Source organism: Sphingomonas sp. DC5200-1 (genome assembly GCF_049897245.1).
Classification (GTDB): domain Bacteria; phylum Pseudomonadota; class Alphaproteobacteria; order Sphingomonadales; family Sphingomonadaceae; genus Sphingomonas; species Sphingomonas aquatilis.
Map to the genome: position 1 here is coordinate 122,957 of NZ_JAFCVW010000007.1, position 22,916 is coordinate 145,872.

General features: G+C 64.5%; 23 protein-coding genes. 4 read left to right on the forward strand and 19 right to left on the reverse strand.

What is annotated here, in order from left to right; translation table 11 throughout:
- Nucleotides 1-17 precede the first annotated feature (17 nt).
- The 18 genes from ACP7A3_RS15940 to ACP7A3_RS16025 form a co-directional block, all read right to left on the reverse strand.
- Nucleotides 18-1,622 carry a mechanosensitive ion channel family protein gene (locus ACP7A3_RS15940; protein ID WP_043061450.1) on the reverse strand — a complete coding sequence of 535 codons (1,605 nt, stop codon included), beginning with the start codon at nucleotides 1,620-1,622 and terminating at the stop codon, nucleotides 18-20.
- Between the two features lie 8 nt (nucleotides 1,623-1,630).
- Entirely contained in the window at nucleotides 1,631-2,722 is a 1,092-nt protein-coding gene (locus ACP7A3_RS15945; RefSeq protein ID WP_043061451.1) for an inositol-3-phosphate synthase, read from the reverse strand.
- Nucleotides 2,723-2,920: 198 nt separating this feature from the next.
- Nucleotides 2,921-3,238, reverse strand: a complete 318-nt coding sequence (locus ACP7A3_RS15950) for a zf-TFIIB domain-containing protein (protein WP_082049398.1) — start codon at nucleotides 3,236-3,238, stop codon at nucleotides 2,921-2,923.
- 29 nt (nucleotides 3,239-3,267) lie between these two features.
- Nucleotides 3,268-4,227, reverse strand: a complete 960-nt coding sequence (locus ACP7A3_RS15955) for a cation diffusion facilitator family transporter (RefSeq protein ID WP_043061452.1) — start codon at nucleotides 4,225-4,227, stop codon at nucleotides 3,268-3,270.
- Nucleotides 4,224-4,607, reverse strand: a complete 384-nt coding sequence (copM, locus tag ACP7A3_RS15960) for a CopM family metallochaperone (protein WP_052814285.1) — start codon at nucleotides 4,605-4,607, stop codon at nucleotides 4,224-4,226. Before copM ends, ACP7A3_RS15955 begins: the two co-directional genes overlap by 4 nt.
- Nucleotides 4,608-4,662: 55 nt before the next feature.
- Nucleotides 4,663-5,349 (reverse strand): ZIP family metal transporter, encoded by a 687-nt coding sequence (locus tag ACP7A3_RS15965; RefSeq protein WP_043061453.1) that lies wholly within the window; start codon nucleotides 5,347-5,349, stop codon nucleotides 4,663-4,665.
- A 565-nt stretch (nucleotides 5,350-5,914) separates the two neighbouring features.
- A complete protein-coding gene (locus tag ACP7A3_RS15970; protein WP_043061455.1) occupies nucleotides 5,915-6,535 on the reverse strand; it encodes a DedA family protein in 621 nt (206 codons plus the stop codon).
- A gap of 117 nt (nucleotides 6,536-6,652) precedes the next feature.
- Entirely contained in the window at nucleotides 6,653-9,151 is a 2,499-nt protein-coding gene (locus ACP7A3_RS15975; RefSeq protein ID WP_061780452.1) for a heavy metal translocating P-type ATPase, read from the reverse strand.
- Between the two features lie 200 nt (nucleotides 9,152-9,351).
- Nucleotides 9,352-9,741 carry a hypothetical protein gene (locus ACP7A3_RS15980; protein WP_426256592.1) on the reverse strand — a complete coding sequence of 130 codons (390 nt, stop codon included), beginning with the start codon at nucleotides 9,739-9,741 and terminating at the stop codon, nucleotides 9,352-9,354.
- Nucleotides 9,738-10,625, reverse strand: a complete 888-nt coding sequence (locus tag ACP7A3_RS15985) for a bestrophin family protein (protein WP_043061457.1) — start codon at nucleotides 10,623-10,625, stop codon at nucleotides 9,738-9,740. Before ACP7A3_RS15985 ends, ACP7A3_RS15980 begins: the two co-directional genes overlap by 4 nt.
- Nucleotides 10,626-10,655: 30 nt before the next feature.
- A complete protein-coding gene (gene fliE / locus ACP7A3_RS15990) occupies nucleotides 10,656-10,997 on the reverse strand; it encodes a flagellar hook-basal body complex protein FliE (RefSeq protein ID WP_043061491.1) in 342 nt (113 codons plus the stop codon).
- A gap of 67 nt (nucleotides 10,998-11,064) precedes the next feature.
- Nucleotides 11,065-11,433, reverse strand: a complete 369-nt coding sequence (locus ACP7A3_RS15995; protein WP_043061458.1) for a hypothetical protein — start codon at nucleotides 11,431-11,433, stop codon at nucleotides 11,065-11,067.
- Nucleotides 11,430-11,918 carry an SRPBCC family protein gene (locus ACP7A3_RS16000; RefSeq protein ID WP_043061492.1) on the reverse strand — a complete coding sequence of 163 codons (489 nt, stop codon included), beginning with the start codon at nucleotides 11,916-11,918 and terminating at the stop codon, nucleotides 11,430-11,432. The genes ACP7A3_RS15995 and ACP7A3_RS16000 overlap by 4 nt, the downstream gene beginning before the upstream one ends.
- 57 nt (nucleotides 11,919-11,975) lie before the next feature.
- Nucleotides 11,976-15,221 carry an efflux RND transporter permease subunit gene (locus ACP7A3_RS16005; RefSeq protein WP_043061459.1) on the reverse strand — a complete coding sequence of 1,082 codons (3,246 nt, stop codon included), beginning with the start codon at nucleotides 15,219-15,221 and terminating at the stop codon, nucleotides 11,976-11,978.
- 4 nt (nucleotides 15,222-15,225) lie between these two features.
- Complete coding sequence (locus ACP7A3_RS16010) at nucleotides 15,226-16,389, reverse strand: efflux RND transporter periplasmic adaptor subunit (RefSeq protein WP_043061460.1); 1,164 nt, start codon at nucleotides 16,387-16,389, stop codon at nucleotides 15,226-15,228.
- The gene (locus ACP7A3_RS16015; RefSeq protein ID WP_043061461.1) at nucleotides 16,389-17,666 is read right to left on the reverse strand and encodes a TolC family protein; all 1,278 of its coding nucleotides are present in this window, start codon (nucleotides 17,664-17,666) and stop codon (nucleotides 16,389-16,391) included. Before ACP7A3_RS16015 ends, ACP7A3_RS16010 begins: the two co-directional genes overlap by 1 nt.
- 57 nt (nucleotides 17,667-17,723) lie before the next feature.
- On the reverse strand, nucleotides 17,724-18,059 hold the full coding sequence (locus ACP7A3_RS16020; protein ID WP_061780451.1) for a hypothetical protein: 336 nt from the start codon (nucleotides 18,057-18,059) through the stop codon (nucleotides 17,724-17,726).
- 32 nt (nucleotides 18,060-18,091) lie between these two features.
- Nucleotides 18,092-18,760, reverse strand: coding sequence for a cation transporter (locus ACP7A3_RS16025; RefSeq protein ID WP_043061493.1), 669 nt, complete (start codon nucleotides 18,758-18,760; stop codon nucleotides 18,092-18,094).
- A 71-nt stretch (nucleotides 18,761-18,831) separates the two neighbouring features.
- On the opposite strand from ACP7A3_RS16025, the gene ACP7A3_RS16030 reads away from it, so the two are divergent.
- From ACP7A3_RS16030 to ACP7A3_RS16045, 4 genes are all read left to right on the forward strand, one after another.
- Complete coding sequence (locus tag ACP7A3_RS16030) at nucleotides 18,832-19,224, forward strand: MerR family transcriptional regulator (protein WP_043061463.1); 393 nt, start codon at nucleotides 18,832-18,834, stop codon at nucleotides 19,222-19,224.
- A gap of 79 nt (nucleotides 19,225-19,303) precedes the next feature.
- Complete coding sequence (locus ACP7A3_RS16035) at nucleotides 19,304-19,483, forward strand: hypothetical protein (RefSeq protein WP_043061464.1); 180 nt, start codon at nucleotides 19,304-19,306, stop codon at nucleotides 19,481-19,483.
- Nucleotides 19,484-19,486: 3 nt separating this feature from the next.
- Complete coding sequence (locus ACP7A3_RS16040) at nucleotides 19,487-20,305, forward strand: hypothetical protein (protein ID WP_064312603.1); 819 nt, start codon at nucleotides 19,487-19,489, stop codon at nucleotides 20,303-20,305.
- Nucleotides 20,298-20,798, forward strand: coding sequence for a hypothetical protein (locus tag ACP7A3_RS16045; protein WP_061780449.1), 501 nt, complete (start codon nucleotides 20,298-20,300; stop codon nucleotides 20,796-20,798). Before ACP7A3_RS16040 ends, ACP7A3_RS16045 begins: the two co-directional genes overlap by 8 nt.
- Nucleotides 20,799-20,847: 49 nt before the next feature.
- Here ACP7A3_RS16045 and ACP7A3_RS16050 read toward each other — a convergent pair whose 3' ends face one another.
- Complete coding sequence (locus ACP7A3_RS16050) at nucleotides 20,848-22,863, reverse strand: ATP-binding protein (protein WP_043061467.1); 2,016 nt, start codon at nucleotides 22,861-22,863, stop codon at nucleotides 20,848-20,850.
- Between the last annotated feature and the right edge of the window lie 53 nt (nucleotides 22,864-22,916).

Consider the following 22,916-nt stretch of genomic DNA (forward strand, 5'->3'; position numbering starts at 1 on the left):
CTGCGCAAGTCCCAGGTTCAGGTTATAATCGGCGAGACTTCCGCAGGCACGTCGTCCGAGTCGGTATCCACATGCTTCAGGTGAACGGTCTGCGTGGCGTAGGCTATCGGAACCTTAGCCTTCTCCAAGCTGGCATGGATCTTCAAGAGCAAATCCTGTCGGATGATCAAGCTCTCGTCGAAGTCCTGCGCCCTGATGTAGGAGAAGATTTCTATGTCTACGGAGCTCAGATTGATGTCCTTCAGGCGCGCCCGCGCGCCCGGCTTGATGATATGTTCGTTCGCCTCCAGGATTTCCGTCATCATGTGGAGGGTCGCGGGCAGCTTGTCGGACCTGATCCCGTGCTCCAACCTGATGATCGGATTGAATAGGAAGGAGTCCCGTCGAGCGAAGTTTTCAATCTGTCGCGCCGAGAAATCTCCGTTTGGAATGGTCACCACGGTCCGCTCCAAGGTGCGGATGCGAGTGGAACGTATGCCGACGTCCTCCACCGTGCCTACCACGTCACCGACCTTGCAGAAGTCGCCGACCTGCACGGGTTTGTCTGCGATCAACGTCACGCTTCCGACCAGGTTCTCGACCGTCTTCTGCGCCCCGAGAGCCAAGGCGATGCCGCCGATGCCCAATGCGGCGACCCCCGTCGTGACGTCGATCCCGAACGTGTCGAGGACGGCCACGACCGCGATGAACAGCAGGACGAGCTTCGCAGCGCGACGGACGAGACTGATCACGGACACCGCTTGCCGTCGTTCCAGTCCCTTGAGCCGATTGATGCTGAGCTGTGCCACCGCATCGATCATGCGGGCGAAGAACCACGCCAGCGCGATCCAGGCGAAAACACCCAGGTACCGCAGCAGGATTTGACGTGCGATGATGGAGACCGGCAGCGATCCCGCCCATAGCTGGAACAGCAGGGTCGCCCCGAACAGGCTTACCGGCGGCATCGCCGCCTGAGCCACACGATAGGTCCTGCTCCTTTCGTGATCGTGGATCGTGCGCCTCATCACGAAGAGGATCCCGGCGCTGACCACGTAGAAGCCAAGGAAGACGAGCGACGCGAGGCCGAGCAGGGTCGACCAGTCCCCGACCGCCGCGCCCCCGATTTCGATCGGTTGCCCGCCTTTGCCGGTGTTCCTATGCTCGTGCAGCCGCCGTGCGGCGATGCTGGTCTTCAGCGCCACACGCCAGACGTTGCCGGCCGTTGCCGTTCCGCCACGGGTAAGGAGTATGGGTACGTCACCCGTTCTCGAGAGGCTTCCTACCCGTTCGATGTTGGACCCGAGACCGTCCTCCAGATTTCCCTGCGGGTCGTTGGACAGCGAAACGAACGGATCGATCGCACCGCTCTGATCCAATACGGACTGAAGCTCCTCCGTCAGACGGCGAACGTCCGCCTTGGCTTCGAAGTAGCGGCCGGCCCGGCTGTAATCGCGCTCGGCCATTGCGGAAAGAAGACCCGAGACGGTGCCTCGCGGCGTGTCGCGGCCATAGATGTCGGTCGGGGGCTTTGTGGACGACGCGGACGCGCCGGCTTTCGGGGCGGCCTGCGACTGTGCCCGACCCGGCACGGCGCCCGCGAGGAGCACCATGCCGATCAAGTGTAGGCGTGATGTACGAAGCATCGATGGCCTCATGCGCCTGCGATGAAGTTCTCGACCGCGATCTGGGCGAGGTCGTCAGTCATCTGGGTGCGCGGATGCTTGCAGAAATAGGCGGATGCGGGGTCGATCACGCCGGCGATGCCGCGGTCCTTGGCGATCGCGGCGCAACGGATCATGTCGATCGCGACACCGGCGCTGTTGGGCGAATCCTCGACCGACAGGCGCAGTTCCAGGTTCATCGGCACGCCGCCGAACAGCTGGCCTTCCATGCGCAGGAAGCATACCTTGTTGTCGTTCTGCCACGGCACGTAGTCCGACGGCCCGATATGGACGTTGTCGTCGTCGAGCCGCTCGGCCGCGACCGACTGGACCGCCTCGGTCTTCGAGATCTTCTTGGATTCGAGGCGGCGGTGGTTCGACATGTTGAGGAAGTCGGTGTTGCCGCCGGTGTTGAGCTGATACGTCCGGTCGAGCTTGACGCCGCGCTTGGCGAACAGGTCGGTGAGCACGCGGTGGACGATCGTCGCACCCAGCTGTGCCTTGATGTCGTCGCCGATGATCGCGACGCCGGCATCCTCGAAGCGCTTCGCCCATTCGGGGTTGGAGGCGATGAAGACCGGAATGTTGTTGACGAAGGCGACGCCGGCTTCCAGCGCGCATTCGGCGTAGAATTCGGTCGCCTCCTGGCTGCCGACCGGCAGGTAGTTCATCAGCACGTCGGTGCCCGAACGCTTCAGTTCGGCGACGACCTCTTCCTTGGTCGGCTGCGTGTCGTTGGCGACCACGAAGGTGCGATCGTCCTTATATTGGCTCATATGGTCGGCGACGCCGTCCAGCACCGCGCCCATCTTCACCACCGTGCCGGTCGACGGGATGGTGGCGGCGAACACCGCGGTGCAATTGGGCTTGGCGAAGATCGCCTCGGCGACGTCCTTGCCGACCTTGCGCGTATCCACGTCCCAGGCGGCGACGACCTTGATGTCGGAGGGTTCATAGCCGCCGACTTCCCAGTGCATCAGGCCGGCCGCGTCGTTGGTGCCTCCGCGATAATGCTCCAGCCCCTGGACGAGCGAGCTCGCGCAGTTGCCGATGCCGACGATGGCGATGTTGATGAGTTTCACGAATTTACTCCGGTATGCAGCCGTTGCTCGGCTTTATCGATGGTGAGCATCCATGCGTGACGCCTGCGCAGACATCGCTCTGATCATGCCCAGGACACCGCCTGGATTGGCGGCGCCATTGATCACGTCGGCTTGAATGCTGCTTGCAAGCGACGGCTCTTCGTCGCCTTGCTTTTCAGTGGTTGAAGAGGCCGTCGATCACGCCCCCTCGTCGACTTCGCTCATGGCGGCCAGCGCCGCGAATGCCGGGCGTGCTCTTCGGTCTGGTTTCAGGCCCCCGGGCAGGGAAGCGGGCGCTGCTGGGATGCGGGCTGTCCCGCGGACCATCAATGCCAGCGTAGGCGGATTTCGCGCGATGACCTTGTCGAGTCTGCTCGGGTCAAACCAGACGCCTCGGCATCGGGGGCGATAGTAGAGCTCGCCCCCTCGGCGGTCGGCGATCAGCAGTCCGAGCTGACATCCGGGAGCCAGCATAACGCCGTCACGGCGCTGCGATGACGATGGGATGTCGTTCATGGCCTGCCCTTGAGGTTCGCCCGAGAGGCTCAAGGATGGATGCCCTGTTCGGCGCAATCGCGTCCCGAGACCTCAGTCTGGATCGTGCTGTGTCCGATCTCGTATCGGTCTCGCAGAAGCGCTTGAACGGCCGAGCGCGTCCCATCGACGTCGGCACCGCGATCGAGTACGAGGTGGACCGTACAGTTCACCTCGTCGTTGCTCATCGACCAGACATGCAGGTCATGAAGGTCGGCGACGCCGCGCACGCCGGCGATGGCGGTGCGAACCTCGCTGAGCTTGAGGCCGCCCGGAACGCCTTCTAGTAGGACGTTGCTGGTGTCGCGCAGCAGGATCCACGTACGCGGCAGGACCCACAGGCCGATGCCGACCGCTACGATTGGGTCGACCCAGGTCCAACCCGTGAAGCGGATGGTGAGAGCGCCGGCGATGACGCCGACGGAGCCAATCATGTCGGCCCAGACCTCCAGATAGGCGCCCTTGACGTTGAAGCTGCCTTCCTTACCCGCCATCAGCAACCGCATCGACACGATGTTCACGACGAGGCCGATCGTCGCGACGATCAGCATGCCCCAGGATTGAACCTCCTGTGGGGTGCTGAAGCGCTTGATCGCCTCGACGAAGACGTAGATCGCTACGCCGAACAGCAGCACGGCATTGAAGGCCGCAGCGAGGATTTCGAAACGACGATACCCGAACGTCCGCTTGTCGTCGGCCGGCTTCTGGCCCAGCTTGATAGCCAGCAGCGCGATCACCAGCGCCATCACGTCGGTCATCATGTGAGCGGCGTCCGAGAGGAGCGCCAGGCTGTTGAAGACGAAGCCGCCGATCACCTCCGCGATGAAGTAGGTGAAGGTCAGCGCGAGCGCCCAGCTCAGCATCTTGGCGTTGGCGCCGGCCGCATGGTTGTGACCGCCCGCGCCATGGCTGTGATCGTGCCCTGCGCCAGCATCGTGCGCTCCGGCGCCGTGGTCGTGACCGGCGCTCACTTGCCGGCCTCCCGCTTCGCGAGCCAGATGCGCATCCGCGAGATCTCAGCCCGCTGCGCCATGACCACCTCCCGTGCGAGCTTCCGCACTTCGGGATCGCGGCCGTATCTCAGCTCGACCTCCGCCATCGCGATCGCGCCCTCGTGGTGCGGGATCATCGCACGCATGAAGTCGACATCGGCATCCCCGGTGAACCGGATGTCCATGACGCCGTGCATCTTGGCGTTGGCTGCGCGATACGCCCGCGTCGCGGGAGAACCTGTCGGTGCGGCCGGTCGCAGGTGCCGTCCGTGCGGCATGGTCTGTGCGACCGGTTGCGCGCTCACCGACGCGGTCGCGGCGACGGCCGCGACCGCCAGCATTTTCTTCATCGTGGGCATGTCGTCTCTCCTTTCGGATGGGTGGGCGCAGGGCGCCGATTGGGATCGAGGCGGTTCATCCGGCGATCTCCTCGAGCGCGAGCAGCGCGAGGAAGCCGATGAAGAAGAAGGCGCTGATGAGTGGGCTGTCCGGCTTCTCGTGCGCCTCGACCAGCAGCTCCTCGGTAACCAGATAGAGGAGCGCCATGAGGCCGAAGCTCAGAAAGCCGGCGATCACCACGGGTGACAGTGTGGCCACCGGCAGCGCGGCCAGCGATCCGATCGGAAGCAGAAGGGCGAGGCCTGCGACCGTCAGGACGACCCGCAGCCTGGAGCGCATGGTCTCACCGAGTTCCGTCGTGAGCGTCACGCCGAGGAACAGCACCTCGAGCGTCAGCGCGACCGTCAGCAGGATGCCCGCCTTGGCGCCGGCGACGAATGCCAGTCCCAACACGAGGCCATCGATGAGCAGGTCGATCCCGATCGCGCCCAGCAGCGCGGCGGGACCTTCGAAGCGTTCCTCGAAGCCCTTGAGCGCGAGCATGACCGCCACACCGGCGGCCCCGCCGATCAACGTCGCGGTCGGGCTCGCCTCGTGCTTGACCTGCGGAAGGATCTCTGTCGCCGCCGCGGCGAACACGACGCCGGCCGCGAGATGCTGCATGGCGCTGGTAAAGGCGGCACCGGGACGTCGCACGACCGCGGCAATTGCGCCCAGAATGACCGCGATGGTCGGGATGATGGTGTAGCTCAGTGCCAGCATGGCAGTACTCCCAAACGCGAATGTCCGCGCGATCGGCTTCGCCCGGTCGGTCGGGACAGCCTTCCATCACCAATCGTCCGAAGTCGGATCGTGCTCCGACCGCCGCGGCGCTTCGGCGTCTTCGCAGCGTATCGTCGCTCCCTCGATGCGGTCGATGCCGGTCGGTATGCCGACCTTCGGATCCTCACGATCATGCGATCGGCCCTGGTTGTGAGGACCAGTGCCACTTCCCTCCGCGGCGCCTCCATGTCGCGAATCCGATGCGATGGAACATTCCGATCCATCGGATCAGCACGAGCACATGCGGGGTGGAGATCAGACTGTAGGTTCTGCCAAGGCGCGTCGTGCGTACAAGCAGGTTGGCGGCCAGGAGCCACAGGCCGGCCGGAAGAAGAGCGGCGAAAAGCTGAAGCGTCTTCATCGGGTGGTCAGGCAACGCTTCTGCCCTGTGATGGTCCGCAGGACAGGCAGGGCGATCGCACGGCCACGCAAGGCGCCCGCCGAAGAACGGATCCGGGTGCGATCCGAGCAGGCCTGGACCCGAATGGATCGACGCGCGCGAAGATTACTGAGGGCCATCAGTGCCCCCCCTCGATGGATCGAACGTTGCGACCCTCCAGGCGTACCAGATGAAGGCGGCAACGATCACGGCGTTGCTGGTGGGCTCGATGAGGTCGGCCACCTGCCGATACCGGGTGCCCAATCGGAAGCCGGCCACCACCAGGACGCTCGTCCAGATTGCGGATCCTGCGAACGTCGCAACGAGAAACGGTACGAGCGGCATTCCGCTGACGCCGGCCGGCACGGATATCAGCGTGCGGATGCCCGGGATCATGCGTCCGAACAGCACCGCCCAGCGCCCGCGCCGATCGAACCAGCGGTCGACCCGATCGATCTCGCTTGGGGTCAGTGTCAGCCAGCGGCCGTGCGAGGCGGCGAAGCGCTTCAGGCGATCGACGCCGACCCAGCGACCGGCATAGTACCACAGGAGCGCACCGACACCCGATCCGAGCGTGCCGGCGACGATGACGGCTGGCACGCCGATTTCACCTCGCGTGGCGACATAGCCGCAGAGCGGCAGGATCACCTCCGACGGGATCGGCGGAAAGACGTTCTCCAAAAGCATCAGCAGAAAAACGCCGAAACCTTTGAAGGAGGAAAGTACATCCAGTATGATGTCGAACATTGTGATTTCAGATCCCCGAGCGTCGCGGGCGCAGCCGAAGACGATGCTCGAGCAACATCCCCAGGCTGCTGCACGCAACTGCCTTTTCAGACGTGGGCGTTCTCACGGCTTCCACCGTCATCCTGCCCTACCGGTCGGATCGCGGTAGGCTAGCAGCCTCAAGGCGTTGACGACGACCAGCAAGGTCGATCCCTCGTGCACCGCTACCGCGGGTCCGATCCCGAGCCCCAGGATGGTCGCCGGTACGAGGAAGCCGACGACGCCGAGGCTGACGAAGACGTTCTGGCGAATGATCCCACGGGTGTGACGGCTGAGACCCACCGCGAACGGCAAATGGGCCAGATCGTCGGCCATCAGCGCCACGTCCGCGGTTTCCAGAGCCACGTCCGACCCGGCCGCGCCCATCGCGATCCCGACGGTCGCACTCGCCATGGCAGGTGCATCGTTGACTCCATCGCCGACCATCGCGACCTTGTCCTCGCCTGCCAGCTTCTTGATTGCGGCCACCTTGTCCTCGGGCATCAGATCGCCCCAGGCTTCATCGATCCCGACGTCCCGGGCGATCGCCTCGGCGACCTTCTGATGGTCGCCGGAGATCATGATCATCCGTGACACACCCATGTCGTGCAGACGGCGCAACGCGGTCCTCGCGGCCTCGCGCGGCGTGTCCATGAGACCGATGGCGCCGAGATCCCGGTCGCCCTTGCGCACGACCATCGTGGTCCGGCCGCTCTCGCGCAGCGCGGCGACGGCACTCGTTGCCCCTTGACCCAATACCGGAATGCCTTCCTTGCCGAACATCTCGGCCTTCCCGATCCATACCGTCTCGTCTCCGACGGTTGCGGTGACGCCGCGGCCGGTGAGGCTCTTGAGGTCTCCGGCTTCGGGTAGTCCGCGTGCGCCGAGTCGTTCACGGCCGTCCTTGACGATCGCCTGCGCAAGCGGGTGGTCGCTGAGCGCCTCGACCGCGACGGCGAGTGCCAGCAGCTCGTTCTCGTCGGCAGCATCGACCACCACGACATCGGTGATGCGTGGCCGTCCTTCGGTCAGCGTGCCAGTCTTGTCGAAGGCGATCGCCTTTAAAGATCCGAGATTTTCCAGCGGCGCGCCGCCCTTGACCAGGACACCGCCTCGCGCCGCTCGCGCGACGCCGGAAAGCACTGCACTCGGCGTCGCGATCGCCAGCGCGCAGGGGCTTGCCGCCACCAGCACAGCCATCGCCCGGTAGAAGCTGTCGCGGAAGGGCTCGTCGACGACGACCCAGGCGAACAGGAGTAGAAGGGCGAGCACGAGGACGGCAGGCACGAACACCCGCTCGAAGCGATCGGTGAACCGCTGCGTCGGCGATTTCTGCGTTTCCGCCTCGCTGACCATCTTCACGACCTTGGCGAGTGCGCTCTCGTTTGAGCGACGCGTCACCTCGATCTCGATCGCGCTCCCGCCGTTGATCGTACCGGCGAACACCCGGCTTTCCGGACCCACCGCGTCCGGCTTGGCACGAGCGATCGCGGCATCGGCGACGGGGATCTTGTCGACCGGGATGCTCTCGCCGGTGACGGGAGCCTGGTCGATCGCGCTGGAGCCCTTGATGATGAAGCCGTCTGCAGGCAGGCGTTCGTTCGGCCTAACGATCGCGACATCGCCGATCACCAGCTGTTCGACGGGTATCTCGCTTTTCTGGCCGTCCCGCCGAACGGTCGCGATCTCCGGCGCGAGCTTGGCCAGCGCCTCGATGGCCTTCTTGGCGCGACCCATCGCATAATGCTCGAGCGCGTGACCGAGACTGAAGAGGAAGAGCAGCAGCGCGCCTTCCGCCCAGGCGCCAAGGGCTGCGGCACCGGCTGCGGCGACCAGCATCAGAGTGTCGATCTCGAACCTGCGGAGTCGCAGGTTGTCGATCGCCTCGCGCAGCGTGAAGAAGCCGCCGAAGAGATAGGCCGCGACGAAGCAGGCGGTCGGCAGCCATTGCGCCGCGTCAGGCATCAGCTTCTCGACGCCGTACCCTATCCCCAGCAGCGCACCGCAGGCGAGAGCGAAGATCAACTCGGTGTTGGGCCCTAGGAACTCGGCGTGCGAATGGTCGTGGCCGTCGCCTGGGCCATGCTGCTCCTCCTTCGTCCGGGCGCCCTTCCCATGATCGTGTCCGGCATGATCGTCGGCTGCGATCCGTTCGCCGAGACCCACCTTGAGCTTGCGAAGCGTCGCACGGATCTCGTCCTCGCCGGTCCGCTGCCGATCGTATTCGACGCGGATCGTTCCGCTGGTGGTCGCGCTCGCCTGGACAACGCCGGGCATCGCGCAGAGCGTGTCGCCGATCGTGCGTGCCCGACGTTCGTGCGTGATCCCCGTAACCTCCCAAACGGAATGGCCGTAGCGTTCGGTGATTTCGGCGCCTGCCGCACGTACCATCTCGCGCAGCCGCGGCAGCGGCAGCTTGGCGGCGTCGAAATGGATGCACAGTGCCGCAGGGGCGTCACCGTCGACAGCGATGACGTGGGCCTTCTCGACGCCGTCGCGCGTCGCCAGGGTGGAGACGAGGCGCTCCAGGCAGGCGTCGGCGGCATCGGGCAGGTCGGGCAGCAGCACCGGAATGTCGAGTTCGAGCTTGTCGTTCATGACGGCCTCCCAACTGTGATCTTCGATCGTATGCGGGCATCGCGTCGCATCTCGCGTGCGGCGGCGAGGAAGACGACGCTCGCGGCGAGGTGCCGAGAACACGAAACCAGCCGCAGCTTCAGCCCGCTTCTGGTGATGATGATCGTGCCGAGGATCACCGCGGACGCCGACAACGAAGTGCGTGCAAGAGGGCGCATCGCTCAGTTCTCCCCCTTGGTGCGGTGGCAGACGCGCACCTTGCCGTCGGAGCGGGTGAAGGCGATCGATCCACCCGCGATCACCGCCCTCGTGCTGCCGTTGCGGAACTCGTCACCGGTGCCCCGCGCGCGCAGGATCTCCGTCCTGCCGCGCGGCAGCCAGGTGACCGCCATACGCAGACCATCGCGGAGGTAGTCGACGTCGGCGCGCGATCCGTCGTCGCAGTAGACGACACGTTGCCCAACCAAGTCCGGCATCGTCTCCGCGTTGTGAAGAACGCCTTCCGTGTCGTCTGGCGCTGGCCCGCAAGCCGTGAGGCCCAGTGCGGCGAGCGCGAGCAGGAAGAGCCTGCCACGAGGCACAGCCGTCCGTTTAGCTCGCTCGCTGCTCACCACAGGACTCCATGCACCGGTTTGAGCGGTGCTGGCGCCTCGAGGCCGGCGGACTCGAGCAGATCGATCTCGATCGTGCGGCACATGGCGGTGAGCGGCACATCGTGGACGGTGTTGGCGAAGGGATCGGTGAGATCTTCGCCGATGCTCAGCACGGCGAGGAAGACGAGGCCGATCAACGTCGAGCCTATCGGCGTCCAGAGCCCGAGCGATTCGACCAGCGCGATGGGCAAGAGTAGGCAGAACAGGCGGGTGAACAGGTTCGGGAAGAAACGGAAGCCATTCGGCAGCGGGGTGTTCTTGATCCGCTCCATACCGCCTTGGGCGTTGGCGATGTCGACCAGCACGCGCTCGACCATCGCCTGCTGAATGGTGTCGATCCTGCGGTTCGCGAGGGCACTGGCGAACAGCAGAGAGATGCTGTTCAGGATCGCATTGGCCGGGTTCGTCTTCTTAACGACCATTTCGGCAAGCGTTTCGCCCGCGATCCGCCTGATCTCGTCGTAGGCGGGTTCGCGGCGGAGTTGGCATCGTATCGCATGGGCGAAGGCGATCTGCCGACGGACCACATCCTGGTGGAGACCCTCCGCATCGTCCTTCCCTTCCGAAAGGCTCCGCGCGACGCGCGACAAAGATCGCGACGCGTTGATGAGCGCGCCCCATAAAGTCCGCGCCTCCCACCAGCGCGCATATGCGGCGTTGGTCCGAAAGCCCATGAACAGCGCGATCGCGGTGCCGAACAACGCAGTCGGAAGCGGCGGCTCCTTGATCGGCGTCATGAAGTGGAAGGCGGTGACCGCAACGTCCCATACGAAGAGGATCGTCAGCGGCTTCCATACCTCAAACATGATCTGCCGAAATCGTGGCGTGGCGCCCACAATCATAAATGTTCATTGCTCCAGCATGCTTCGGCATCAGCCGAGCGGCATGTTCATGATGTCTTTGTATGCGGACAGAAGCTTGTTGCGGACCTGAAGCGTCGCTTCGAACGCGACACTTGCACGGTTCTGGATCAGCGCGACGGTCGCGATGTCGTTCGTCTCGCCGCGCTCGTAGGCCTCGGTAGCGACGTCTTCCCGCTGCTGCGTCTCGTTGACCTTCGCTACGACGCCATCGAGCGTCTGTGCGAAACTGGACGAGGGGGTGCCCGGCGCCGCGCCGGGCGCGACGTTCGGCTGCGCTTCGCGAAGCGCTCGACTGCGCGCGATCACGTCTGCGCGGATCGCCATGACGTTCGAGATGGTCGGATCGGACATCGTCACGCCCTCCGCTGACGTCTGCGCGGACGTGTTCCGGCCGAACCGCACCGTTGATACGATCGGGTCACTTGCTGCCCTCCTGGACGCAGGTCCGGGTTCGGCTCGTGCCCTCGACGATCGTCAGCTGCGTTCCGGAGAATGTCGCCGTGATGCCGTCGCCGACATATTGCAGCCTCTGCGTGGGCGCGCTGAGGATCCGGGGAGGAGCATCGTTCCCGTCGCGCAGGTCGAGCCGCAGTCCATCGTCCTTGTAGTCGATCAGCAGCCTGCTTCCGTCGTCGCAGCGATAGCGGTGACGGCCGAGTTGCCCGCTCGACACCCCGCTGTCGGCGGAATGAACCTCCTGCTGGGTGGGCGGGTCGCTGGGCGCGGGCTTCGAGCAGCCGGTCAGGACCACGAAGCCGACCATCGCGACGATCTTGATGCCAATCATCGTACCTTCCTCCGATAGTGCTGCGCTATGCGGCGCCGGTCGGCTCCGCGGACCGCCTGTCCGGCGCGCCAGTGAAGGTAGGCCGCAAGTCGGTCGTCGGCCTCGATCATCAGTACGCGCAGACGACGCAGAACCATCGCGGCGATCGGGAGCGAGAGCAGGCCCCGGAGGGCGCAGCTGTGCGACACCGTGGTGCCGCCGTCGTCGCCCTGGAGTTCGAAGCGCTCCTCGATCATGAACACGTGAGGAATGCCGCACGACCAGGCGAAAGCCCGGGGCTTGTCCAGGTGGTCGACCTCGGCGGGTGAACGGACGGAGCGTGACCAGCCCGGAAAGGCGAACGTGCACTGGGTTTCGCCAACCTGGCTGGCATCGTCGAGCTGGATCATCGGCCTCCAGGCTTGACGGTGCTCGGGCTCTATCAGCGCGGACCAGATCCGCAGCGGCGGGCCATGGAAAACTCGGGAAATCGTGATCTCCGGCATGGGTATCCCCATCATCGATATGGGAGGGCGGCACGACGGTGCCGCCCTCCTCGTTCGTCAGGCCATGGTCTTCCCGAAGGTCTGACCGTGATCATCGCCTTCGTGCTCTTCGTTGTAGTGCTCCGGCAGCTCGATCGCCTTCTGCCCGAACCGCGCGTAGAGGGTGGGAAGCACGAAGAGCGTCAGCAGCGTCGCCGAGATCAGCCCGCCGATGACGACCGTCGCCAACGGCTTCTGCACCTCGGCACCGGCACCATGTCCGAGCGCCATCGGTACGAAGCCGAGCGATGCCACCAGCGCCGTCATGGCGACCGGACGCAGGCGCTGCATCGCACCAACATGCGCCGCCTCGGCGCGGTCCATGCCCGAACGGATCAGGTCCTGGATGGAGCTGACCATGACGAGGCCGTTGAGGACCGCGATGCCGGACAGCGCGATGAAGCCCACCGCGGCGGAGATCGAGAAGTCCATGCCGCGCACGAAGAGAAGCAGCACGCCGCCCACCAGCGCGAAGGGCACGCCGGTGAACACGATCGCGGCATCACGCACCGATCCCAGGGCGCCATAGAGGAGGAACAGGATCAGGACGAAGCAGGCCGGGATGACCAGCTTCAGCCTTGCGCTGGCCGACTGGAGGTTCTCGAACTGTCCACCCCATTCGAGATAGCTGCCCGGTGGCAGGCGCACCTGGCTGCCGATGGCAGCCTGTGCGTCGGCCACAACGCTTCCGACGTCGCGACCACGCACGTTGGCCTGCACGACCACCCGGCGCTTGCCGTTTTCGCGGCTGATCTGGTTCGGCCCGTCCACGACTCCGATGTCGGCGACGCTGGAAAGGGGAACGAAGGACCCGCCGGCGACCGGAACCTGGACCTGCTGCAGCAGCCCCAGATCCGAACGCTGCGCCTCCGAGAGGCGGATGACAACCGGGAAGCGGCGGTCTCCCTCGAAGATCTGCCCGGAGGTGCGGCCACCGAGGGTGGCGGTGACGGTGTCCTGCACATCCTGAGCGGTGACGCCGAGGCGTGCCATCGCATCGCGGTTGACGCGGATGTCGAGCATCGGGAGACCCGTCGTCTGCTCGACCTTCACGTCGGCCGCGCCTTGCGTCTTGCGCAGGATTGACGCGACCTGCTCCGCCGTCCGGTTCATGGCGGAGAAATCGTCGCCGAAGACCTTGACGGCGATGTCGCCGCGAACGCCTGCGATCAGCTCGTTGAAGCGCATCTGGATCGGCTGGGTGATCTCGTAGGCGTTGCCCGGGAACTTCGCGAGATTGCCCTCGATGCGCTTGACCAGATCCTCCTTCGCCAACTTGGGGTCGGGCCAGGCGTCGCGCGGTTTCAGGATGACGAACATGTCCGTGGCATTGGGCGGCATCGGGTCCGATGCGAGCTCGGCGGTGCCCGTCTTCGAATAGACGAACTGCACCTCGGGCTGCTTCGACATCATGCGTTCGATCGGCACCTGCATCGCCTGGCTCTGCTGGACCGACGTCGCCGGGATGCGCAGCGACTGGATGAGCAGGTCACCCTCGTCGAGCTGCGGCAGGAACACCTGCCCCAGCGTTCCGAACGCTAAGACCGCCAGGACGAGGCTGCCGACGGCCGCCCCGATCGTGATCGTGGGACGCCTCATGGCCCGATTGAGCCCCGGCTCATAGCGCTTCTTGAGCCAGGTGACGATGCGGCCGTCCTCCTCATCGACCTTCTTCGACAGCCAGATGGCAATCATCGCAGGCACGAAGGTGAGCGACAGCACGAACGCGAAGGCGAGCGCGATGATGACGGTGAGCGCCATCGGCACGAACGTCTTGCCCTCGACGCCGGTGAGCGTGAGCAGCGGTACGTAGACGAGTATAATGATCGCCTGTCCGTATACCGAAGGCCGGATCATCTCGCGCGCGGCAGCCGCCACGCTCGCGAGCCGCTCCTTGACGGTGAGCCGTCGGCCTTCGTGATGTTGGCGCTCCGCGAGCCTGCGCAACGCATTCTCGACGATGATGACCGCACCATCGACGATCAGGCCGAAGTCAAGCGCGCCGAGGCTCATGAGGTTGGCAGAGACGCCTGCCTTGAGCATCCCGAATCCGGTTAGCGTCATCGTGATCGGAATGACGAGCGCTGCGATGAGCGCCGCGCGGAAGTTTCCGAGCAGGAGAAACAGGACGACGATGACGAGGACCGCGCCTTCGCCGAGGTTGCGCGCCACCGTCCGGATGGTGGAGTTAACCAGCTCGGTGCGGTTGAGCACCGGCTGCACCACCACGTCCGGCGGAAGCGAGGCGTTGATCGTCTTCAGCTTGTCCGCGACCGCGGTCGCGACCGAGCGGCTGTTCTCACCGATCCGCATGATCGCGGTGCCCACCACGACCTCGGTGCCGTTCTCGGACGCGGAACCCATCCGGATCGCCTGTCCGGTGCGAACGGTCGCGACCTGATCGAGCGTCACGGGCACACCGTTGCGGGTCGCCACGACGGTCCGGGCCAACTCGCCGGTGTTGCGGACCAGAGCGTCCGACCTTACCGCCAGTCCCTCACCGTTGCGGTTGACGAAGCCGCCTCCGACACTGGTATTGTTCCGCTCGAGAGCGTTACCCAGTTCGGTCAGCGTGATGCCGAGTGAAGCGAGCTTCTGGACATCGGGGACGACCAGGAACTGCTTGGCATAGCCTCCGATCGAGTCGACACCAGCCAGGCCGGGCGTGTTCTTCAGTAGCGGGGTGACGATCCAGTCCTGCGCGGTACGCAGATAGGTCGCCTTGTCCTCCTCGCTCGTCAGCCGATCGCCCTCGGGGGTGATGTAGCTGCCGTCGGGCTGCTGGCCCGGCTCGCCGGGCTTGTGCTTGTCGTCGGCGCGGTGCTGCAGGCGGACGGTGTACATGTACACCTCGCCCAGACCGGTCGCGATCGGTCCCATTTCGGGGTTCACGCCGTCGGGCAGGTTCTCGGCCACGCCCTGCAGCCGTTCGCCGACCTGCTGGCGGGCGAAGTAGATGTCGGTCGCGTCGGAGAAGACGGCCGTGATCTGGGCGAAGCCGTTGCGGCTCAGCGAGCGGGTGTATTCGAGGCCCGGGGTGCCGGCGAGCGCCGTCTCGATCGGGAACGACACCTGCTTCTCGACCAGCTCGGGCGACAGCGCTGGCGCGCGAACGTTGATCTGCACCTGATTGTTGGTGATGTCCGGCACCGCGTCGATCGGCAGCCGGTAGAGGGAGAAGGCGCCGATGGTTGCGGCGATGACGGCGAGCAGCAGGACGAGCCAACGCTTCTCGACCGCCCATGTGACGATGCGGGCGATCATGATCTCAATCCTCTACCGCTTCGCTCTTGCCGAGTTCGGCCTTGAGCGTGAAGCTGCCGGTGGTGGCGATCTGCTCACGGCCGGTCAGGCCGGAGCGGACGATCACCGTGTCACCGGATGCGTCGCCGAGCTGCACCTGGGTCGCCTGGAAGCCGTTCGGAGTTCGTACGAAGACGACCGATTTGCCCTCGTCGGTCTGCACCGCCGTGGTCGGCACACGGATCGCACCGCTGCCGCCGCTGCCCGTCAGTTCGACCGAAGCGGTCACGGGTTCGCCGACGCGCCAAGTGCCACCACGATTGTCGAGCGTCGCGATCGACGGCACGAGGCGGGTCTGGGGATCGAGCGCTGGCGACACGAAGGTGATCCGCGCCGTCGCCTGCCGGCCCGCGGCCTTGACCGTCACGACGTTGCCGGGACGGACGCGGCCGGCATCCTCCGGCTTGAGGTTCAAAGCCAGCGACACCTGGCCGAGATTGGCGATGCGATAGAGCTCGGCATCGGCCGTCACGGTCTGACCGAGGGTCACGGGCCGTGCGATCACCTGGCCCGAGATCGGTGCGGCGATTCCCAGCCGGTTCAGTCCCGCCCCGCCGACGCCGGCTGCCGAAACGGTGCTCTGCGCCTGGGTCAGCGCGATGCGCGCCTCCGTCGCTGCGGTGCGCGCCGCGATCAGGTCCTGCTCGGGCGAGACCTTCTGCGAGAACAAGCGCTGTTCGCGCGCGAGATTGGAGTTCGCGAGCTGCAGCCGTGCACGTGCGGCCTGCACCTCGCCCTTGATCTGTGCGGCCTCCCGGCTTTCGATCACGGCGATCGTTTGACCTCGGCCGACGGTCTGCCCGAGATTGCGCGTGAGCGCGACCACCCGACCGGCGATGGCAGCTGACACGACCTGTGTGCCCTGCGGATCGCCTTCGATGATTGCAGGAAGCTCGATCGTTCCCGCACCTCCGACGATCGGACGGCCGATCTGGACTCCGGCTGCGGCGATCTGCTCCCGCGTGAGCGTCACGGCATCCTTCTGCGCCGGTGCTTCCGCCCCGGCGTTCGCCGACGCGCTGTTCGATGCCTCGTTCGCAGCGGCTTCGTTTCCGGCGTCGCTTCCACCGCCGCATGCCGACAGCAGGAGGGCGGCCGTCGCTGCGCCCACGAGATAATAGCTTTTCATCACTGGTTTCCCCCAACGGGCGCAGGGGCGGTCAGCCGCTCCACTTGCGCGCGTGCATTCTGGTAGTTGGCGAGCGCGTCGATCGCGGCGACGCGCGTCTCGGCGAGGGTGCGTTCGGCGTCGAGCAGTTCGAGTTGCCCGAACTTGCCTTCGCGATATCCGATGCGCGCGATCCGAGCCGCTTCCTGCGCGGCCGCCAAAGCCGGTCCGGACGCCGCACGCGCAGTCGTCGCCGCGTTCGCCGCCTGAGCCTGCGCGTCAGTGATGGCTTGCTCGATGTCGAGCGCCGTCACCCGGCGAAGAGCGTCCGCCTGGGTACGCTGTGCAGTCGCCTGTGCGATCGCCGCGCGGCCGTTGTTGAACACCGGGATCGGTATCGAGACCGTGAAGACGGCCGCGGTGTCGTTCGTCGCTTCCAGCCTGCGCAGCGCCGGACCGACGTTGATGTCCGGCACCCGATTGGCGCGCGCGAGCCTTACGCCCGCATCCGCGATGCTGAAGTCGGCATCGGCTGCGGCCAGCGCCAGCGTTCCGACCGTTCGTACCGGTGCCGCCGGCCCATAGGCCGCCGCGTCGGGCAATCGATCGAGCAACGTCTCGTCGAGACGGCCATCGATCGGCTGACCAATGCGTCGCGCCAGATTCGCCCGGGCCGCGTCGGAAAGTCGGAGCTGACGCTCGACGTTGGCCTCGGCGTTGATCCGCGCGACGTCGGCGCGCTGTTGTTCGAGCGGCGACGCCCGTCCGGCCTGCACGCGAACACTTGCCGCGCGGAGTGCGTCGCCCGCTATCCGCGCCTGATCCCGCGCCGTCGTCACCCGCCGCTCGGCTGCGACCGCTTCGACGTAGAGCTGCGTCACCTGCAACCGCACGTCCGCGGCTATGATGGCCGCCTGGATCTCGGCGCGTGAGAGTTGGGCGTTGGCAACTCCGACCCGGGCGCTGCGCTTGCCACCCAGTTCGATCGGAATGGCGAACCCGACCGTAGTCTCTGCGGCGCGCACGCCCCGATAGGGTCCGGAGCCCGTTATATTCTCAATCTGTCCTTGGAAGACCGGGTTGGGGCGCAATCCCGCAACGGTCCGGCCCGCACGTGCGGCTTCGATGGCAGCGGTAGCGGCCGAGGTCGAAGGCGCCGAGCCGCCGGCAGCGACGACCGCCTGGTCGAGCGAATAGATCGGTCCAGCCTGCGTGATAGGCGCAGGCGGCCCGGCTTGCGCGTGGGCCACCGAGGCGCACGACGCCGCAGCCAGCAAGGCTGCGCACAATTTCTGCATTGTCGAGGAATCCTAACGAATGTCGTCAGGCCGGGTCATCCCGGCCGGCAGCATCCGTCAGGCGTTTGGCGGCCGCAACGCCGGATCGACGGAACTCAGCGCCCGCACGGCGTCGAAACCGGGTTTGGGACGAGCGCCCTCGATATTGAAGGTGACCGGGATGGCGTCAGCCTGCGGAATGCTCAGAGCCTGTCCGTGACAGGTTCCATGATGATGCGGGATCGCCTTGTCGGCATCACCCTGCGACTGATCGGCATCACCATCTACATGGACGACGCCTGTGCATTCGATCGTCGTCGCCTGCCCCGGCACTTCGCGCGCGTGGACGGTCGCCGTCATCACGAGCGACGACGCCAGCAGGAGGAGCAGCAAGGACCAGGCGCGGGCCAGCATGGGAACGCGCCTATCACCATGACGACCCGATGTCATGCGTTCTCTCCGCGATGAGGGCGATTGTAGGCACTGGACCTGTCAGCAAAACGCCATGCGGGGATAGCATCCGCGAACACCCGCCACGCGGAGCGGAGGAAGATAATCGCAATGACGCCTCCGACCACGATGTCGGGCCATGCGGCACCTGTGAGGTGGACGAGGCTCGCTGCGATGAGCACTCCGATGTTTGATGCGACATCGTTGCGCGAACACTCGAAGGTGCTCGCCATGTTCACGTTCGCAGCGCGGAAACGCCACAACAGCGCCAGACACGTGAGGTTCGCTGCCAGCGCCGCCCCGCCGAAGCCGAGCATCAGCGTCGAAGACGGCGGCACGCCGTTGGCGATCTTACCGGCGATTTCGACGAGGACGGCGATGCCGAATACCAGGATGAGGCCGCCCTTGGCGATCGCCGCTCCCGCCTCCCAACGTGCGCCACGATTGAGTGCATAGAGGCTCAGCCCATAGACCACGGCATCGCCGAACATGTCGACAGAGTCCGCCATCAGCGCCGACGAGCGGGCCAGCAGCCCACCACCGAACTCGATGGCGAACATCGATAGGTTGATGACCATGACGACGATCAGCGCGCGTCGCTGCTCGGCCTTACGGCCAAGTTCCGCGATCGTGTCGCGCTTTGCTGAACAACAGGCGTCCGCCATCATCGTGCTCGATTCGTTGGGTCGGACCCCCTATATGAACCCTCATCCCACTAGAGGGTCAAGGGTCTGTGATGAAGATCGGTGAAATAGCAAGATTGACCGGGTTGAAGGTCGAGACGGTACGCTTCTACGAAGCGGAAGGATTGATCGGGGCGCCGATCCGCAGCGGAGGGAACTACCGCGTTTACAACGGCTCCCACCTGGATCGCCTGTCGTTCATCAAGCGCTCGCGCGATCTTGGCTTCACCCTCGACCAGGTGCGTGACCTTCTGCGGTTAGCAGACGATCCGCGCGGCTCCTGCGCGGAGGTCGATGCGATCGCCGCGGTTCACATCCATGAGATCGATCGCAAGCTCGCCGATCTCGCCGCGCTGAGAACCGAGATCGTGCAATGGGGAGCGACCTGCGACGCGACAACGATCGCCGATTGTCGGATCATCGACGCACTTTCGAACGCTGGCTGACTAAGCCTTCAGGCCGTCAGATGCTGGTATAGGACCGTGCCCCATAGACGCGGCGCGATCGCGTCCCTATGTTGTCCACATGGCCACTGTTCTGACCCCTCGCGAACAGCAAGAGACCGCCTCGATCGCGTGGCAGCTTGGCGGTTACGATGACATGTTACGCCTCGAGCGGGAGCTCAAGGCTATGAAGGCTGCGGGCAAGCGCCCTAAGATGGTCATTGACCAGGCGACCGGTAAGCGGAAATTGGTCGAGGCCTGAGCCTTGTTCTCACTGACGCTGGCCGTTGTCACAGGCGTTGCAATCCTCCTTCCTGGCTTCTTCGCAATCCTGCTCTGGAATACCCGCGCCCGCCGGTACGCCGTTGCGCGCCCGGATCTGCCGGTTAACGCATTGAGCGTGCTGGCGATCGGGGTCGCCGTTTCCCTGATCGCGCACCTGCTGACCGGGCTTGCTATCGGGCTGGTGCAAACGCTTCTGATCGACGTCAGCCGCTTCTTGCCCGCAGATTACCGGACGCCCGCGGTCAATCCGATCGGCACGTTGCTGATCGTCGCGCAGGGTGGGCCAAAGGCAGCCGCGTTGAGCGCTAGTGATCTGGTGTGGGGCATTTGCGCACCGATTTTCTCGACGCTGGCAGTCGTCATGCTGATGGCCGACGATGCACTCGATGTCGCTACGGAAGGGTGGGACTTTGGCGGGCACGGCTGGGCCTACACGCATATCATCAAGCCTACGCAGCACGGTCATCGCCCGATCGCCTATGTGCTGACCGATCTCCAGCATGACGGACTTGGGGTCGGCTATCGCGGCGTGGTCGCCGACATCCGCCAGAGCAGCGATGGCCAAACGCAGAGCATCAGCCTGGCCTCCCCTGCTCGCTTTCTTTTCGAACTCAAGCCCGGCACGTCGCGACGTTGGACGCCGTCCAGCGAGCCTGCGCTGGTTCGCTACGCGGAACGTCCGGTCGGAGACGTGATCAGCCTCGACCAGAAGGTCATCCACGATATCGTGGTCTCGACGCCGGCCACCGATCTGTTGCGCGAGCTGCGCGACCTCGACACGCAGCGCCAGCATGGGTGATTTCTTGACCTTCATTGCTCCCAAGGCGCTGCTGTGGATCGGTTTCGTCGTCAGCATGGTGTTGACCGGCCTGTTGGTCGCGCTCGCGGCATGGGCAGTCGCAGGTCCGTGGTGGCCGACGACGCTGGTTCAGAACGGCTTTCGCCGTCATCGTTCCTGTTGGGCGCTGATTCAGGCATTCGCCATTGCCACGCTTCCCATCCTGCTGCTTGGCGAACACGGCGTCGGCGTGGGGGCCTTGATCTTCCTGGTTTTCGCGCCACGATACGTTAACTGGCGGGTTCGCTGGGGCGCCTGGCACGATGACAACGAGGCGACCCGCACCACCGCCCGCACGATCCGCAATCGCCTGCGGGACCGACAGGAAGAAGCTGCGATGCCACCAGGTGCCGGCCCATGGCCGGAATATGTAAACGACGTGGTTCGCGCGACTAGGGACCAGCTTTATACGCCACCAGAGACGGTAGTGCCACCTGATGCCCTCCCTAGCTGACATAGGAATCGCAGCTATGTCATCCGCGCAAATTCGTGATTCCGAGTAACTAGTTCAGCCCGAGCTTGGCAAAGAAGGCCTCGTTTCTCAGCCGGGCATCATGAAGCAGCTTGTTGTAAGGCAGAACCTCAACGACGGCATTGTGGATGGGCGAAAAGCCAAAGTACCCCTCGCCATCCGCACTTTTATTCTGAGCAATCGACATTGATACAACCTCGACCAGCTTTGGCGTAAAATCAGCGACGACGAAGCAGATAAATCTGGTGCTGGGAGGAATAGGTTTGCGGAACCTGCCGGTGCGATCCTTGAACGCTCCGCCGTTCCGCATGATGTTTACATATTCAAGCACCTGCGTGACCGGGTTGTCGCTATGACTGTAGTTGGGTCGGCCGGGTCGCTTGAATTCGACAATGATAATCGGTTCGTCAGTACCTTCACGGTCGAACGCCAGCGATCGATCGAAAACAACGGCGACGTCCGGTTCGCGGGTACTGTCGCTGTCGGTGAGAAACGTTGTGAAGGGCTTGTCGGACTTCAAATAGGAATAGAAGGCTAGTCGATCATCCAGAATCCATAGGTTATGGTCTTCATAGTCGAGCGCTTCGCCATCCGAGCGGATCGGTATGATGAGGTCATGGACGATCTCCTCACGCAAGTAGTCTCGCTTCTCCGGATCGACGTACGCCAGCGAACTGTCGAGGAGATCGAGGATCTCCTTCCGCTTAACGACATATTCGGCGAGCGACGCTTTCTTGTCCGAGTTGATCGCACTGGCAACCTTCTGCACCCGGTCGACGACCTCACTGGCATTGCCGGCGGATAGTGCCTTTATCTCGCGCTTCGTCTCGCGTTGCTTGCGTCGACGCTGGCGCGCCAGCTCGATATAAATATCCTCCTCCGACTTGGCGTTGAGCGATAGATGCTCCTCGACGAAAGCCGGGATATTGCTGGCGACGGCCAGAAACTGCGGGTTCTCACGTACGACGCGCAAGGTAATACCGGCCTGTTTGGTGCGAACCTGTTCGATATAGGGCGCTAGGTGTCGCTTGGCAGCGTCGACCGCCGCCTGATGCAGGCTGCGATAGTCATCTTCGCGGAACGTGAAGTTGGTGCGCTCCTGATTAACGTGGCCGTTCAGGTAGTCGCCTGACACCAAGCCGATATAGACGGAGTCGCTATTTTCACCGATGTAACCAAGCCCAAGCTGATTATCGATTTTCTCGTCGCGAACAACGCGGCCATCGCCCACATACAGGTTCCAGTGCTTGCCGCCGTCGTGCAGGCGCAATCCCTTGTTGAGCAGGATGTGGTACATATCAACGTCGATCGGTTCTTCCCCGGGCTCGAGGACGACTTTCAATGTCTCGGGCGTGTCGGACTCGACGTTGCTGCTGTAAAAATCGAGCAGGCTGATCCGCTCGGCACGATCAACAAGCGTGAAGGATGGCACTTCATAGCTGGCGAAGTTGCGCAGGAAATGACCAATGATGTGCGCGGCTATCGTGTCGACCTTGCGAGGACAATGCGCACTGTAGGATTGCACGTAAGGCTCCAGCCGCACTTTCGTGCCGATGGTCGGGGTCGCACCCGCAAGCCGCAACTCATGGCCAATCAGCGGACTGGCGTCGTTCTGGGCGACAGCGAAGTCGAACGACCGGTGCAGCGTTGAGCCGCCTTCGCTGAAGCTGCTGTTGACGTGCGTGTTCTGAAACACCTTCAGCCAGGAAAGGCGACCCACCCCCTTACCGCCGCGGCTGATCTTGCTGGCGGTATCTGCGGTGCGGAACGCGCGCCAATTGTCGGTGTTCAACCCGATCCCGTTGTCTTCAATCAGGAAGCCAGCGACCGGTGGGTTTTCGTCGTCCGAGCTGCTGCGTAGGATCGTCACCGTGATGACGCCCTTCGCCGTCGCCTCACGATCCCAGCGCGCCTCGATGGCATGGAACGCGTTGGCGATTGCCTCGAACAACGGGAACAGCGCGTTCAACGGAGAGGGCGCGAAACCAAGGTTGCGCACGCGGCCTGCCAGGCTGAACTGGAAGTCATCGGATGTGTCGGTCTTCACAGCGTCCCCTCGCCCTTATGCCTATGCGACATCCTCGCCAACGCCAACCCATC